At 69.2% G+C, this 16,115-nt stretch carries 13 protein-coding genes; 3 read left to right on the forward strand and 10 right to left on the reverse strand.

Going from position 1 to position 16,115, the window contains the following annotated elements; translation table 11 throughout:
• Positions 1 to 36: 36 nt before the first annotated feature.
• Entirely contained in the window at positions 37 to 3,438 is a 3,402-nt protein-coding gene (locus tag H8B22_RS04565) for a galactose oxidase-like domain-containing protein (RefSeq protein ID WP_187712930.1), read from the forward strand.
• Between the two features lie 6 nt (positions 3,439 to 3,444).
• On the opposite strand, the gene H8B22_RS04570 is transcribed toward H8B22_RS04565, so the two are convergent.
• From H8B22_RS04570 to H8B22_RS04600, 7 genes are all read right to left on the reverse strand, one after another.
• Entirely contained in the window at positions 3,445 to 3,870 is a 426-nt protein-coding gene (locus tag H8B22_RS04570) for a GFA family protein (protein ID WP_187712931.1), read from the reverse strand.
• Positions 3,871 to 3,886: 16 nt separating this feature from the next.
• On the reverse strand, positions 3,887 to 4,570 hold the full coding sequence (locus H8B22_RS04575; RefSeq protein WP_187712932.1) for a hypothetical protein: 684 nt from the start codon (positions 4,568 to 4,570) through the stop codon (positions 3,887 to 3,889).
• Positions 4,571 to 4,655: 85 nt separating this feature from the next.
• A complete protein-coding gene (locus tag H8B22_RS04580) occupies positions 4,656 to 5,090 on the reverse strand; it encodes a hypothetical protein (RefSeq protein WP_187712933.1) in 435 nt (144 codons plus the stop codon).
• Positions 5,091 to 5,230: 140 nt separating this feature from the next.
• On the reverse strand, positions 5,231 to 5,722 hold the full coding sequence (locus H8B22_RS04585) for a hypothetical protein (protein WP_187712934.1): 492 nt from the start codon (positions 5,720 to 5,722) through the stop codon (positions 5,231 to 5,233).
• Between the two features lie 151 nt (positions 5,723 to 5,873).
• The gene (locus H8B22_RS04590) at positions 5,874 to 6,608 is read right to left on the reverse strand and encodes an HAD family hydrolase (RefSeq protein WP_187712935.1); all 735 of its coding nucleotides are present in this window, start codon (positions 6,606 to 6,608) and stop codon (positions 5,874 to 5,876) included.
• A 218-nt stretch (positions 6,609 to 6,826) separates the two neighbouring features.
• Entirely contained in the window at positions 6,827 to 7,210 is a 384-nt protein-coding gene (locus H8B22_RS04595; RefSeq protein ID WP_187712936.1) for an EF-hand domain-containing protein, read from the reverse strand.
• A gap of 301 nt (positions 7,211 to 7,511) precedes the next feature.
• A complete protein-coding gene (locus tag H8B22_RS04600; protein WP_187712937.1) occupies positions 7,512 to 7,700 on the reverse strand; it encodes a CPXCG motif-containing cysteine-rich protein in 189 nt (62 codons plus the stop codon).
• A gap of 177 nt (positions 7,701 to 7,877) precedes the next feature.
• On the opposite strand from H8B22_RS04600, the gene H8B22_RS04605 reads away from it, so the two are divergent.
• Positions 7,878 to 8,381, forward strand: a complete 504-nt coding sequence (locus H8B22_RS04605; protein ID WP_187712938.1) for a hypothetical protein — start codon at positions 7,878 to 7,880, stop codon at positions 8,379 to 8,381.
• A gap of 102 nt (positions 8,382 to 8,483) precedes the next feature.
• On the opposite strand, the gene H8B22_RS04610 is transcribed toward H8B22_RS04605, so the two are convergent.
• The 3 genes from H8B22_RS04610 to H8B22_RS04620 form a co-directional block, all read right to left on the reverse strand.
• Positions 8,484 to 9,272, reverse strand: a complete 789-nt coding sequence (locus tag H8B22_RS04610) for a lytic transglycosylase domain-containing protein (protein WP_187712939.1) — start codon at positions 9,270 to 9,272, stop codon at positions 8,484 to 8,486.
• A gap of 112 nt (positions 9,273 to 9,384) precedes the next feature.
• On the reverse strand, positions 9,385 to 10,707 hold the full coding sequence (locus tag H8B22_RS04615) for an aminopeptidase P N-terminal domain-containing protein (RefSeq protein WP_187712940.1): 1,323 nt from the start codon (positions 10,705 to 10,707) through the stop codon (positions 9,385 to 9,387).
• Positions 10,708 to 10,873: 166 nt separating this feature from the next.
• Positions 10,874 to 11,431, reverse strand: coding sequence for a UPF0149 family protein (locus tag H8B22_RS04620; protein WP_225876281.1), 558 nt, complete (start codon positions 11,429 to 11,431; stop codon positions 10,874 to 10,876).
• A 144-nt stretch (positions 11,432 to 11,575) separates the two neighbouring features.
• Between H8B22_RS04620 and H8B22_RS04625 the strand changes: the two genes are divergently transcribed.
• Complete coding sequence (locus H8B22_RS04625) at positions 11,576 to 16,096, forward strand: EAL domain-containing protein (RefSeq protein WP_187712942.1); 4,521 nt, start codon at positions 11,576 to 11,578, stop codon at positions 16,094 to 16,096.
• Positions 16,097 to 16,115: the final 19 nt, after the last annotated feature.

The following is a 16,115-nucleotide window of genomic DNA, read 5'->3' on the forward strand; positions in this document are numbered from 1 at the left end:
CCACCGCTCCGGCCTTTGCGCGCGCTGACACGGACCATGAGCGATCTGCACCCCTCCCCCCGTCGTCGCGGTTACGCGATCGCATTGGCATTGTTCTTGATGGCGCTGGCCTATGCGGCCGTGCATGTCGCCGGCACCGCGTCGCGCGAGCGCGACCTGGCCGCCGCCATCGACGCCGCCAGCGGCGATCCGGTGATCCTCGCCGCACTGCAGACGCGCGCCAACCAGAACCGCGTCATGCGTGGCGATGCGCAGGCGGTGGCGGCCTTCGCCACGGAACGGCCGCTTGGGGCGTTGACCGCACTGCCCGCGTCGGGCGATCCGGTGAAGGGCACGTTCTCGCCCGTCGCCGACTGGCCCCTGGTCGGCATCCACGCCGTACTCACCCCCGACGGCCGCGTGTTGACCTACGGCACCAGCGCCGCGGGCCTGCGCACCGGCTACTACATCTACGACGTCTGGGACCCGCTGCTCGGGCTCGGCCCCGAGTCGCACACCACCCTGCCCAACAACACCCAGGTCGACATCTTCTGCAACGCGCAGTTGCTGCTGCCCGACGGCAACATCGAGATGTGGGGCGGCGACATCGTCAACCTGGCCACCGGCAAGGCGACGCTGGATCCCAACGACGATTCCAACGTGTTCAACCCGCTCGACAACAGCCTCGCGCGCACCGCGAAGATGTTCCGCAAGCGCTGGTACGCCACCGCCACCACGCTGCCCAACGGCGAGGTCTACATCCAGGGCGGTACCGGCGGCGAGGACTACCCGGAGGTGCGCACCGGTACCGGCAGCTTCCGCCTGTTGTCCGACGCGCCGACGACCTACCTGGGCGGCCTGTACCCGCGTAATTTCGTCGCCCCCGACGGCAACATCTTCGGCACCCGCTACGAAGAGATGTACCGCGTCGATGCCAACGCCACGGGCACGATCAGCAAGGCCGGGCGCTTCCTCAGCGGCAACATGGGCGCCAGTTCGACCGCGGTGATGTTCCGTCCGGGCAGGATCCTGCAGACCGGCGGCGGCTACGACCTCGACTTCGCCAACCCCAACGCGCACGTCATCGACATCACCGGGCCGAAGCCGGTGGTCACCCAGGTGGCCTCGCCGCTGCAGCGCCGCCATTGGGCGACCAGCACCATGCTGCCCGACGGCCGCGTGCTGCTCTCGGGCGGCAGCGTTGCCGACAACGATCCGGTCAACGGCGTCGCCTACGCCGCCGAACTCTACGACCCGGCCACCAACACCTGGTCGGAAGCGGCGACCGCGCAGCGCATGCGCCTGTACCACTCCTCCGCGCTGCTGCTGCCCGATGCGACGGTGCTGACCCTGGGCGGCGGCGCCACCGGCCCGCAGCTGAACCTCAACGCCGAGGTCTATTACCCGCCCTACCTGTTCAACGCCGACGGCACGCCGGCGCCGCGCCCGATCATCGCCACCGCGCCGATGACGACCGATCCCGGCCAGAGCATCCCGATCTCCACGCCCGACGCCGCCGGCATCACCCGCGTCACCCTGGTCAAGACCGGTTCGGTCACCCACTCCTTCGACATGGACCAGCGCTTCATGGAGTTGCCGTTCACCGTCGACGGCGACGTGCTGCAGGCGCAGTTGCCGGCCAATCCGTTCGACACGCCCCCCGGTTACTACATGGTGTTCGTGTTCAACGCGGCCGGCGTGCCGTCCGAAGCGGCGATGCTGCGCATCAACACGATCACGCCCGCGCGGCTGACCGTGAACAACATCGTCGTCAACGACGACGGCAACAACAAGACCGCCGCGGCCTTCAGCTTCTCCGTCAACGGCGGCGCGCCGATCCCCTTCGAGGCCGACGGCGGCAACGTCGTCAACCTGCCCGCCGGCACGTACTCGGTCACCGAACCGGGCGCCAGCGAATATGCGGCCAGCTTCAGCAACTGCACCGATCTCGTGCTCGTGGCCGGCGCGAGCGCGACGTGCACGATCACCAACAACGACATTCCCGGTTTCGTCGCCACCACCGCAACGAGCAAGCCGTCCTACCTGCCCGGCGAACAGGTGACCCTGACCGCGCGCCTGCTCAACCTGGGCGCGCCGGTCGCGGGGGCGCGCGTCGATTTCGATGCGCTCAAGCCCAACGGCATCAACCACGTCCGCCTCACCGCGACCACCGACGCCAACGGCAACGCCAGCGCCTCGTTCGTGTCCGGGACCGGGCCCAGCTCGATCGGCACCTACCAGCTGACCACGACGGTCACCAGCGGCACCCGTTCGGCCCAGGCCACGGCGTCGTTCACGGTGCAGCCGCCGCAACCGGCCACGCTGACCGTGCGCAACTTGCTGGTGAACGAGAACGGCGGCACCCGGGAAGCGGCGGACTTCAGCTTCTCGCTCAACGGCGGCGCGCCGGTGCAGTTCGAAGCCGACGGCAGCAACGTGCTCAGCCTGGCCGCGGGCACCTACAGCATCACCGAGACCCCGGTGGCGGATTACACGCCGTCCTACGCCAACTGCACGGACATCGTCCTGCTCGCCGGCGAAAGCGCGACCTGCACCATCACCAACCACGACACCGCCGCATTCACCGCAACGGCCGATACCAGCAAGCCGCTGTACTTCGCCGGCGAGACCGTCACCATGACCGCGCACGTGATCAACGGCGGGCTGCCGCTGAACGGCGCGCGCGTCGACTTCGACGCGCTCAAGCCCAACGGCATCAACCACGTGCGGATGACCGCGTTCACCAACGCCAACGGCGATGCCAGCGCGTCGTTCGTCGCCGGCTCGGGCAGCAGTTCGATCGGCACCTACCACCTCACCGCGACCGCCACCAGCGGCAGCCTGAGCACGCGCGCCTATGCCACCTTCGCCGTGCAGAAGCAGACGGCATTGCCCGCCACCCTCACCATCACCAAGGTCGTGGTGAACGACAGCGGCGGTACCAAGGGGGCGTCGGACTTCAGCTTCGCGGTCAACGGCGGCACGCCGGTGGCGTTCGAGGCCGATGGCAGCAACGTGTTGACCGTGCCGGCCGGGACCTACACCGTCACCGAACCTGCGGTCGCCGGCTATGCCGCGAGTTTCAGCAACTGCAGCGGCCTCGTCCTGGCCGCCGGCGCTGCGGCCACCTGCACGATCACCAACAACGACACCGCGCCGCTGGCGATCGTGGCCGGCAGCACCCAACCCAGCTACCCGCGCGGCGGCACCGTGACGGTGACCGCTCGGGTGACCCGCGGCGGCGTGCCGGTGGCCGGCGTGCGCGTCAACTTCGACGCGCTCAAGCCGAACGGGATCAACCACGTGTTCCTGTCGGGGAACACCGACAGCAACGGCGATGCGAGTGCCTCGTTCGTGGCCGGGACCGGGTCGAGCTCGGTCGGCACCTACCAGCTGACGGCCACCGTCACCAGCAACGGCGAGACGGTGCAGGGCAACGCCACATTCGTCGTGCAGTAGCTGCCTTCAATCCGCTGCCGATGGCGATGCCGACGACAGGTGCGCGATCGCCGCGGTCGCGGCATCGCGCTGGTTGTCGTCGAACGGCGTGATCGTCATGCGCACCACGCTGCCGTCGTCCAGGCAGCGCGCATTGACGTCGATGCCGTCGGGGTGGCTGCGCGGCACGTAGTAACTCTTGATGCCGCAATGGCGGCAGAACAGGTGCCGCGCCGCACCCGTGTTGAAGCTGTACTCGCCCAGATCGTCCGCGCCGGACAGCAGGCGGAAGCGACTGGCAGGCACGATCAGGTGCAGGAAGCCGCTCATGCGGCAGATCGAGCAGTTGCAATCGAGGACGTCGAGTTCGGCCGGCGCATCGACTTCAAAACGCACGCGGCGGCAATGACAGCCGCCGCGATACGTGACCAGGGTGGGGACGGACAGGTTCATCCGCCCAGTCTAGGGCTCAGCCCTTGCCGTTGCCCTTTTTCCCGGAGTTCTGGCCCCTGCCGGCGCCCTTGCCGCCCTTCGTATTCGGGCCGCCGGAACCCTGCTTGCCCTTGCCCGACGCCGAAGCCGGCGTGGCCTTGGCCGGCTTGCCGCCGCCCGACGCGGACGCCTTGCCCTTGCCGCCGTGCTGGCCCTTGCCGTGGTTGGGGAAATCGCGGCGCAGGTCCGCGTCGAGTTCGATCGGACGCGCCCAGCGATCGTAGGTCGGCACGAAGCCCTTCTTCAGGCGATGGAATTCCGCCGAGCCCGGCTTGATCCCCATGCGCTGCGCGATGACGCCCCAGCCCTGCCCGCGATCGGCCTCGTAGACGTCGACGACATAGCGGCAGGGCCGACCGAGCACCGATGCGAGCGCACAGGCGTAGTACACGTCGCCCGGCGCCCAGTGCCGCGTCTGCAGCAGGTCGACCACCAGCGCGCGCGGCGCATTGTGGTAACGCACCATCTCGTCGATGAAGGGCTCGGGGTAGCGGCCGCCGTAGCGATTCATGTCGCCCAGCCAGGTGTCGACCCACACGTCACCGCTGCGCGGATTCCAGCCGACAGTGAAATCCTGCGCGGAGGCGTTGAAACCGACGAGGCCGGAGAACGCCAGGGCGAGCGCGAGCAACCTGCGCTTCAACTTCGCGTACGTGTGCATGCCATGACTCCTGGTGGACTGCCTGCCATGTTCGGCAGCAGGGAATGAATCCATGGTGAGCTTGCCGCCCGCGGCGCCGCAGCGGTCAGGGTTCGATCACGAACTTGCCGAAGGCGATGCCCAGGTCCCAGCCCTTGCCCTTGCCGGCCAACGCCAGCGACACGCTGCCCTTGGTCATCGCCATCGCCTTGGCCGACTTCGACGCACCGGCGTGCGCTTCGCTGCTGGCGTAGGTGCCCAGCACGTCGTTGATGGTGTAGACGCCGGAGAATTCACCGCTGCCGTTCTCGATCCGCGACTTGCCGATGGTCAACCCGCCGCCCTTGGCGCGGATGCGCACCGGCAGGCTCTGGCCGTTGTCGCAGGTGACCATGCCCGTGCCGGTCGCGGTCTTGTAGAAGATCGACCAGCCGGCGAGGTTGAAGCTGAGCTTGCAGGAGATGGGGCCGCTGGCGAACGCGGACGGCGATGCCAGGGCAAGCAGGACGGCGCAGAGCGGCGCGACCAGGTGCGGTTTCATCGGCAAACTCCTCGACGTGGATGCGCGCAAGGCTAGCACCGCGCTCGTGGAATCGCGATCAAGCGAACGGTGCCGGCGGAACAGAAGCGGCGCCCGCAGGCGCCGCTTCTTCGATGCAACGTTCGATCAATCGCCGTCGATCAATCGTCGTCGCGATCGCGCCAGCGGCGACCGTCCCAGTAGCGATCGTCGCGGTCATAGCGATCGTAGCGGTCGTAACGGCGGTCGTAGCTGTAGTAGCGGTTGTCGTAGCCGCGACGGTCGTAACGCGGGTCGTAATAGCGCGTCACGCAGCGGCCGTAGCGGTCGCAGCTCAGGCGCGACTGCGACTGCTTCTTCCAGTAGCCGTGCGCCTTGCCGTACGGCGGGCCGTTCCGGTAGTAATCGCGCGGCGCGTAGCGGTAGTAGACCGGGCGGCCATAACGGTTGCGCTCGACAGTCAGGCGGTCATAGCGGCCATAGTCGCCGTAGCGGTAGTACGGATAGCCACTGCGGAAGATCACGTCGGCAACGTCGACGATCACGCGGACCAGGTCGTCGTCCGCACGCGCCGGGGCGGGCACGGCCAGCGTCGCCATGCCGAGGCCAGCGGCCAGTGCGGTGGAAGCAAGCCAGCGGGTCAGGATGGCCATGATGATTCTCCTCTCACGCCCACCACCATTGGCAGGCACGGGGCGACGATGCGACCGCGCCGGTGAACCGATTTGTAATTTCCGCGTGAACGCAGCCGCCCGCTCAGACTCCAGTTATCCGGCCCCTTCGCCGGAATGCTGCCGCGCCGCCTTACGCCGCCGCCGGCAACACCAGCGAGCGGACCGCCTCCGGCAATTCCGCCGGCGTCGCCACGCGACGCAGGCGCGGCGCGTCGTCGTCCACCTGCGCTTCGGTTTCGTGCGCCCAGGTCACGTGGTACGGCATGTAGATGCCCCACCCGCCCAGTTCGAGCACCGGCGCGATGTCCGAACGCAGCGAGTTGCCGATCATGGCGAAGCGCGATGCCGGCAGGTCGAATTCGGCGAGCACCCGCGCGTAGGTGGACGCATCCTTCTCGCTCACGATCTCGATGCGATGGAACAGGTCCGCCAATCCCGATTGCCGCACCTTGTTCTCCTGGTGGAACAGGTCGCCCTTGGTGATCAGCACGATCTCGTGGTCGGCGGCGATCGCCTCGACGGCCTCGCGGATGCCCGGCAACAATTCCACCGGATGCTGCAGCAGCTCCTTGCCGAGCGCGATGATGCGGTGCAGGTCCGTCGCGGAAATGCGCGCCTCGGTGATCTCCACCGCCGCCTCGAGCATCGACAGGGTCATGCTCTTCACGCCATAACCGAACAGCGCGAGGTTGCGCATCTCCACGGCGTACAGGCGCTCCAGCGTGCGCGCGTCCTGCAGGTCCACGTAGTTCTGCACGATGCGTTCGAAATCGCCCTGCGCGGCGTGGTAGTAGTCCTCGCTGCGCCACAGTGTGTCGTCGCCGTCGAAACCGACCAGGCGGATGGCATTGTCGTCGGAAGTCATGCGCGCAGTATGCCAGCGCGGTTGCCTTCGCACGCAGGCAGCAATACCGACGAAGCGGCGCCCATGCGGCGCCACCATGAAGCACGGCGACCCGAGGGTCGCCGTTCGTGCCGCGTGGCCCGCTTCGTCCAAGCGGCGTGACCAAACCAGCGGGGCGCGGATATCCACGCCCCGCCGTGCCGGCAGTCAGGTACCCGGCAAACCGTTGCGGAGGGGCCTTACTTCTTCGCGCCCTTGCCCTTGCCGACGTAGGCCTTGTATTCGTCCGCACTGAGCGCGCCATCGGCGTTGCTGTCGGCCTTGTCGAATACCTGGCCCAGCGCCGGGATCGCAGCGGCCTCGGCCTTGCTCAGGCTGCCGCTCTTGTCGAGGTCGATGTCGTTCCAGCTCTTCTTGGACGGATCGCCCGACGTCGCGGCCGACGCGTCGTTGGACGTCGTCGCCTGCGCGTTGGTGGTGGCCGCCTGGGCGGAGGCGTCGGTCGTGGTGCTGGACTGCATCGAAGCATCGGTCGCGGTGCCGGTCGGCGATTGCGCGAACGCCAGCGGGGCGGACAACGTGGCGGCGAGGGCGAACGCACCAATCAGGGACTTGCGATTCATCAGCTTTTCTCCTTAAGGACGTGCGGGGGAAGCGAATCGGGGGATGTCTGGCCCGCACGAAACGCACCATGCCGATCCCGAAATGAACGCATCCACCGGCACGCACGCGGTCTCCACATGGGGTTAACCACAACCGCAGCGAAACGTTCTATGGCCGCGCGCTGAACCCGGCGAAAGCGTGATGCGCGTCGGAAAGCCGCGATCGCGGCCGACTGAATGGAACACAACCTTTACGAATGGGCGGGCTGCATCGCTGCGTGCACCCGCGATGCGCAAATGCGCGGCCGTCGCTGCAATGGCATCACGCGTCGTTGTCGCGCATCGCACTCACCAGCACTTCGCCGCCTGCATCGAAGGCGATGGCAATCTCCATCGGCCGGCAACACACCGGGCAATCCTCGATGTAGCGCTGCAGGTCGCTGGCTTCGTCGATCATCAGTTCGACGCGTTCCCCGCAGTACGGGCACGGCACGGAAACGGTGGGCAGCATGGCGGCGTACTCCAGCGCAGCGAACGACCTGCACAGCCTAGCCCGCACGCCGCGCCCCTGCATGCAGGTGTCATCACGCCTCTCTAACCTTTCCGGAGCAAAGCTGGCGGCATGCGCTGGGGAGCCGCGCGGCGCGCTGCACGCTTTGCGATCGCGGCCGACACCTAGGAGCGCGCGATGAAGACCCGACGCGTCTACAGCACACCGGACCTGATCACGGCCCGCGCCGCCATCCAGGCCGCGCGCGAAGCAGGCATCCACGACGAAGACATCTCGCTGGTCGCGCGCCCGGACATCGAGGTCGGCCACATTCCCAACCGGCGCAAGGAAGCCGACAGCGATTTCGTCCCGGCCGCCCTGCGCGGCGCCGTGTTCGGGGGCATCGCCGGCCTGGTGGCGGGCGCGATCGCGGTACTGGTGTTTCCCTCGATCGGCATGAGCTGGGCCGGCACCGGACTGGTTGCCCTCGCCGGCGTGCTGGTGGGTGCGTTCGCTTCGTCGCTGGTGGGTTCGTCGCTGCCCGACCCGGTGCGGCAGAAGTTCGACGGCGAGATCAAGGCCGGGCGCATCCTCGTCCTGGTCGACGGCGCCGCGGAGATGCTGCCCGCGGTGGAAACCGCGATCACCCGCACCGGCGCGCTGTCGCTGCCGTTCGAGACTCCGACCGCGCTGATCCGCTGAGCACCGACTCGTACGAAGCGGCGCGCGACGCGGAAACGCAGATCGCGTGCCGCGTTGGCGCGCGGATCCTATGGGCGATGCAGACGGGCTTTCGCCCGCGCTTCACGGCGCCGCGCGGCCTTTCGCGGGCACCGTCCGCGCCAACGCCTGCCGGTAATTCGCCTGCAACTGCTGCACCTTGGCGATGTAGCTCTGCGTCTCCCGATACGGCGGCACGCCGCCATAGTGCGCCACCGCCCCGGTGCCGGCGTTGTACGCCGCCGTCGCCAGGATCATGTCGCCGCGATAACGGCGCAGCAGCGCACGCAAGTGCCGTGCGCCGGCATCGATCGACTGCTCCGCCGAATGGGCATCGGTGACGCCGTAGCTGCGCGCGGTGTCCGGCATCAGCTGCATCACGCCGCGCGCGCCCTTCGGCGAAACGGCCTGCGCGTCGAAGTCGCTTTCGGCGTGCGCGATCGCGCGCAGCCACGCGTCATCCACGCCGTGCCTGCGGGCGGCCGTGCGGAACTGCGACGCGTAGCGGTCCAGTCGCGGCCTGCCGACGCGACCAAGGCCGGCATGCGCCGGTTCGCCGGGCGGGGTGGCAACGGTGAACGCCAGCACCGGCGTCGAGCCCGGCAGCTTGCGCGTGCTGTAGACGAGCTTGCCGTCCTGCTCGCGTTCGTAGAGCGTGCCGTTGATGACGCCCATCGCGCCCCACAGGTTCGGCAGTTTGGCGGCGTTGTCGTCGATGTGCCTGGCGACGCAGCGCGACCCCGGTTCCGGGGCGGTCGCCAGGCTGACGCTGCCGTCGCGCACGCACCGGTACACGGTGCGCGCCTGCACGGATGCCGCCGCGAAGGGCAGCAGGAACACGATGCCAAGCGTGATGACGCGGCGCGCGACCATGCCGGCAGTGTGCGCCGCCAGGGTGAACGGCGGATGTGCCGATGGTTTGGCGGTTGCCGCCGCAAGGCCCGATCCGCGGCCTCGGGAGAACTATCCGGACACGAACGGCGCGTCAGCGCGCCATCAACGCCTCGATCTCGTCGGCGCTGCGCGCGAGCTTGTCGGTCAGGACTTCGTGGCCGTCGCCGGTCACCAGCACGTCGTCCTCGATGCGGATGCCGATGCCGCGCCATTTCGCGTCGACGCTGGTGTCGTCCGGCGCCACGTACACGCCCGGCTCGATGGTGAACACCATGCCGGATTCGAGCAGGCGCGATTCGCCGTCGATGCGGTATTCGCCGACGTCATGCACGTCCAGGCCGAGCCAATGCCCGGTCTTGTGGCGATAGAAGCGGCGGTACAGGCCGTCGGCGAGGTTCTTCTCCAGCTTGCCCTTGAGCAGGTCCAGCCGCAGCAGGCCTTCGGTGAGCGTGGCCACCGCGGCGTTGTGCCCGGCTTCGTAGGCGATGCCGGGCCGCGCCTGCTTCAGCGCCGCCGCCTGCGCGGCGAGGACGACGTCGTGCAGTGCCCGCTGTTCCTTGCTGAAGCGGCCGTTCGCGGGGAAGGTGCGGGTGATGTCCGCCGCGTAGCCGCGGTATTCGGCGCCGGCGTCGATGAGCACCAGGTCGCCGTCGCGCACGGGCGCGTTGTTGGCGCGGTAGTGCAGCACGCAGGCGTTGCTGCCCGCGCCGACGATGCTGCCGTAGGCGGGTTCCGCGTCATGCTGGCGGAAGACGCGTTCGAGTTCGGCCTGCAGTTCGTATTCGCGCATGCCACCGCGGGCGGCCCGCATCGCCGCTTCGTGCGCGAGCACGCTGATGTCGGCGGCGCGCTGCATCAGACGCAATTCGTCGCGATCCTTGAACAGGCGCATCTCGTCGAGCAGGTGGCCGAGCTCGAGGAATTCGTGCGGCGGCTGCGCGCCATGCCGCACCTGCGCGCGCACGCGGTTCAACCAGCCGATGAGCTTGAGGTCGAATTCCTGGTCGCGGCCGAAGTGGTAGTAGACGCGCGTGCGCCCTTCCAGCAGGCCGGGCAGGATGTCGTCGAGGTCGACGATCGGATAGGCGTCGTCGAAACCGAAGGCTTCCACCGCGCCTTCCGGTCCGTGCCTCGGCCCGTCCCAGGCTTCGCGTTCGGCATCGCGTTCGCGGCAGAACAGCAGCGTCTCGCCGTGCTTGCGGCCCGGCACCAGCACCAGTACGGCCTCGGGTTCGGCGAAGCCGGTGAGGTACCAGAAATCCGAATCCTGCCGGTACGGGTAATGCGTGTCGCGACTGCGCACTACTTCCTTGCCGGCCGGCAGGATCAGGATCGCCTCGTCGCCGGCCATGCGCATGAGCTGCTTGCGGCGGCGGGCGTGGTTGCGGGCGGGGATCGCGAGGGGTTTGGTCATGGGGCGTGGCGTGGAGGTTTCACTCGTTGCGGCTAGTCATCCGGTGAGGACGTTGACGACGCGGCGCTCACGGGTCAGGCACGTTCGAAAACGAAGACGCTGGCTCCCCGCCTGCGCGGGGATGACGGCGCGGCAAAGCCGTGCGCGAGGCGCACCGGCCGATCCGTCAGTTGAACCGCTGCCGGTGCTGCGCGGCCATCACGCAATCGCCGTGCAGCAACAGCGCGGCGACGCGCACGAATTCCTCGAGTTCCACCAGCGCTTCCTCGTCCTCTTCGTCGCCATCGTCCTGCGGTTGCGCGGCGGCGAGCTTGGCCAGGTCGGCGAGCGCTTCCTGGCTGTCTTCCGACAGCGCCGGCGCCGCGCCCGCGGCGAGCCCGAAGCCACCGAGGAAGCCGCGGCACCAGTCGAACAGCGCACCGCTGCGCTCCATGAGCGGGGCGTCCGCATCCGGCAGCAGCAGTTCGAACTCGAAACTGCGATCGGCCAGCTGCGCGGCGCTCGCCTTGCACAGTTCGTCCAGGGCACTGCCTTCGGCGACTGCGGGCAGCGCGGGATCGGCCAGGACCCTGCCCAGCCAGTCCGGCGTGGTGGCACCGCCACCGGCCAGCCAGCCACACAGGCTGCCGTGCAGTTCCGCGGAAGTGGTGGCGAGCGCGAGGGCGCGGATTTCGGCGTCGAGGGCCGCGGCGGCGGGCAGGTCGGGGGCGTTTCGGGACGACACGTGGAAGGTATTGGCAATCACTCGGGGGAAGTCGGCAGTGTAGCGGCAGACGCGAGGCTGGCGGCAGCCGTCGGGTGGCATACACTGGCCGCGTACGCCTAACGGCTGGGGCCCGTGCGCTTTCTCCCGACCTTCTCTGCCTGCTTGATCGCAGCGTTCGCAGGCCTGCTCGGCGCAGGCGCCGCCGGCGATGCCACGGCGTTGACGCGCGATTACTACTTCCAACGCCTGGGCAGCGAACGCGGGCTGGGCCAGAACACCGTCAACGCGATGGTGCAGGACGCGCAGGGCTTCGTCTGGGTCGGCACCCAGGGCGGCCTGCACCGCTACGACGGCCAGCGCTACGTCCAGTACCGCCACGACCCCCGCGACCCGGCCAGTCTGCCCGACAGCTACGTCACCGCGCTGGCGGCCGAGGGCGACCGCGCGCTCTGGGTCGGTTCGTATTCGCAGTACGTCTCGCGGCTGGATCTCGCCACCGGCGGCATCCGTCGCTACGAGGTCGCCGACGGCGAGCAGGCGCAGCGCCAGGTCGGCGCGTTGCTGCCGCACGCCGGCAAGCTGTGGGTGGGCACGCTCGCCGGACTGGAACGCCTCGACCCGGCCACCGGCACGCGCGACCGGGTCATCACCCTGGACCCCAAGACCCTGCGCACGTGGCCGCGGCAGTCGCTGGTCGCCGGTCGCGACGGCGACCTGTGGTACGGCACGCCGACCGGCCTGTACCGGATCGGCCCGCGCGGCGGCGTGGAACGGCTGCGGCCCAGCCTGTCGGTGCGCGCCCTGGCCTTCGACCATCGTGGCCAGCTCTGGATCGGTACGCCGCAGGGGCTGTTCCGGCTGGCGTCCGACGGCCGCTCCCTGCTGCAGACGTGGCCGGCGGCGGGTGCGCCCGAGGTGGAAGTCCGCGCGATCGCCGAAGCCCCCGACCACCGCTTGTGGCTGTCCTTGTCGAAGCAGGGCGTCCTCCGCTTCGACCCGGCCACCGGGCGCAGCCTGCAACTGCGCGAACAGCCCGGAACGACCTCCGGATTGCCCGAAGACGGCATCAGCACCCTGATGGTCGATCGCGGCGGCATGCTCTGGCTTGGCGGCCAGTTCCGCGGCGTCACCGTGACCGACCCGCTCGGCACCCGCTTCACCTACGTCCTCAACCTCGACGGCGGCGGTCCGCACAACCCGGCCACCGACGACAGCGTGCGCGCGATCGCCCAGGACGCCAGCGGCGCCCTGTGGCTGGGCACCGACGACGCGCGCCTGCTGCGCTACGACGCCACTACCGACCGCTTCGACGATTTCAGCCCGCGCCTGCCGGCCGCCGAGGGGCAAGCGAAGCCGCGGATCATGGCCCTCGTCCGCAACCCCGACGGCAACCTGTGGGTCGCGACCGAGCGCGGCCTGTTGCGGCTGGATCCGCGCCGCGGCGAGATCACCCCGGTCGCGCTGGGCAGCTACAGCAACAATTCGATCCGCAGCCTGATGCTGGCGCGCAATGGCGCGCTGTGGATCGGCACCGGCGCCAATGGCGCGTTGCGCTACTCGCCCGCCGATGGCGAGGTGCTGCACTACGGCTTCCGCGAGAACGACCCGCACCAGCTGTCCCATCCCGCGGTGCACGCGATGCTCGAGGACCGCCGCGGCCGCATCTGGCTGGGCACCGGCGACGGCCTGGACCTGCTCGATCCCGCGAACGGCCGCCTGCGCCACTTCCGCCACCGCATCGATGCCCCGGGCAGCCTGCCCGGGAACCTGGTCCGCACGCTGCTGCAGACCGCGGATGGGCAGGTCTGGGTTGGCACGCACGCCGGGCTGAGCCGGATCGTCGAAGGCGCCGACGGCACGATCGCATTCGCCCACCCGCTCGCCGACGCGCTGCGCGACCGCCCGGTGCCCGTGGTGTATTCGATCACCGAGTCGCCGGCCGGCACGCTCTGGATCGGCACCGACAACGGCATCATGCGCTTCAACACCGGCAGCGAGCGCTATCGCGTCTACGGGCTCGCCGACGGCACGCAGGACCTGGAGTTCAACGGCGGCGCGGTCGCGGCCTTGAACGACGGCCGCCTCGCGTTCGGCGGCGTGCGCGGCTTCAATCTCTTCGATCCCCGCCGCATCACCGACAGCACCTACCTGCCGCCGCTGCGGCTGATTTCGGCGCGGATCGGCACCGATGCGAACGAAGGCACGCTGTGGCAGCCGCGCGCGTTGTCGATCCCCGATGGCGCCAACCTGCTGCGCCTGCGCGTCGGCGCCCTCGACTTCGCCCCCGCGGGCGACATCCAGTACCGCTACCGGCTCGACGGATTCGACATCGGCTGGATCAACAACGGCCACGAGCAGGACATCACCTACACCAAGCTGCCCGCCGGCGATTACAAGCTGCGCGTGCAGGCGACCAGCCGCGATGGCGAGTGGATGCCGCAGGAGCTGAGCGTCCCGGTGCACGTGCTGCCGCCCTGGTGGCGGCACCCGCGCGTGCTGGCCGTGGCCACGCTCGCCGTGCTCGCCCTGCTCGCGGTGTTCTGGTGGCGCCGGCAGCAGCGGGTGCGGCGCGAGCGCGAACTGTTCGCGGCGATCCGCGAACGCGAACAGCGCCTGCAGCTCGCGCTGTGGGGGTCGGGCGAGATCTTCTGGGATTACGACCTGCGCCGCGAACAGATGTACGCCATGCGCATCGACGAGCACGGCGTCGCCGATGCCGACAGCGCCGTACAGATGGAAATCGTCGACCAGCACGAGGTCCATCCCGACGACCTGCCGCGCCTGGCCGAACTGGTGCGCCAGCACGTCCGCGGCGAAGCGCCGCTGCTGCTGTCCGAACATCGCGTGCGCCTGGCCGACGGCCACTGGGCCTGGATGCTGGCGCGCGGCCGCGTGGTCGACCGCGACGCCGGCGGCAAGGCGCTGCGCATCGCCGGCACCGCACGCGACGTCACCACGACGCGCAACGCGGAGCGCGAACGCCGCATCGCCAGCGAAGTGCTGCGCAGCATGGCCGAGGCGGTGTGCGTGTTCGACCGCGACTTCTGCTTCGTGTCGGTGAACCCGGCCTTCACCCGCATGACCGGCTACAGCGATGTCGAAGTGCTGGGCCGCGACACCGCCCTCCTCAACAGCCCGCAGCACGACCCGGAGTTCTACCGGCAGATGCGCTTCCGCTTGGAACGCGATGGCCGCTGGTCGGGCGAGTTGTGGCAGCAGCGCAAGGACGGCCAGGAATTCCTGTGTTCGGTGCAGGCCAGCGTGGTGCTGGATGCGACCGGCCAGCGCAGCCACTACGTCGGCGTGCTGGGCGACATCACCGACCAGAAGCGCGCCGAACAGGAGCTGCGCTACCTCGCCAACTACGACACGCTGACCAGCCTGCCCAACCGCACGCTGCTGTCGGAGCGGCTGTCCCGCGCGATCGTGCGCGCGCGCCGCCAGGGCAAGCGCATCGCGGTGCTGTTCCTCGACCTCGACCGCTTCAAGGACATCAACGATTCCCTCGGCCACGCCGCCGGCGACCGCATCCTGCGCGCGGCCGCGGGCCGCCTGCAGAACACCGTGGGACCGCAGCACACCGTGGCACGACTGGGTGGCGACGAATTCACCGTAGTGCTCGAGGACCTCGACACGGCCGAGGAGGCCGAACAGGTCGCGCGCAAGATCATCGACGCCTTCGGTGAGCCGCTCGACATCGACGACCGCCACGACGTCTCGATCTCGCCGTCGATCGGCATCAGCCTGTATCCCGACCACGCGCAGATCCCCACCGACCTGCTCAAGCACGCCGACACGGCGATGTACCAGGCCAAGGCCGCCGGGCGCCGCACCTTCATGCGCTACACCGACGCGATGGACGTGGAGATCCGCCAGCGCGCCACCATCTCCGCGGCGCTGCGCAAGGTGCTCGATCGCAACGAGTTGCGACTGGTGTTCCAGCCCAAGCTGTCGCTGACACAGATGCGCATCACCGGCGTGGAAGCGCTGCTGCGCTGGTACAGCCCCGAGCACGGCGAGATCCCCCCGGACCGCTTCATCCCGCTGGCGGAGGAAACCGGGTTGATCCTCGAGATCGGCGAGTGGGCGATGCAGGAGGCCTGCACGACGCTGCAGAGGTGGCGCGAGCAGGGCCTTGAAGACGTGTCCGTCGCGGTGAACGTGTCCGCGCTGCAGCTCGCGCGCGGCCACCTGCCCGAAATCGTCGCCCGTGCCTTGTCGGGCCGCGGCATCCCGCCCGAGCGCCTGCAGCTCGAACTCACCGAAACGGTCATCATGGCGAACGCCGAGCAGAACGCGGCGATGCTGCAGGCCATCCGCGACCTGGGCGTCGGCCTGGCGATCGACGACTTCGGCACCGGCTATTCCTCGCTGTCGTACCTCAAGCGGCTGCCGCTGACGACGCTCAAGATCGACAAGGAATTCATCGGCGACCTCACCCGCGACGCCGACGACGAGGCGATCACCGGCGCGGTCATCGCAATGGCGCACTCGCTGGGCCTGAACGTGGTCGCCGAAGGCGTCGAGACCGAGGCCCAGGTCCGCTTCCTGCATGACCACGGCTGCGACGAGATCCAGGGCTACTGGCTGGCCCGCCCGCTGCGCGCCGAGGAATGCCTGACCTTCCTGCACAGCTGGGCCACCGCCACGTCGGAATCCGAACGCGCGGCGGTCTCCGGCTGAGGCGACCGGGCGCCGCCTT

Source organism: Lysobacter terrestris (genome assembly GCF_014489475.1).
Taxonomy (GTDB): domain Bacteria; phylum Pseudomonadota; class Gammaproteobacteria; order Xanthomonadales; family Xanthomonadaceae; genus Agrilutibacter; species Agrilutibacter terrestris.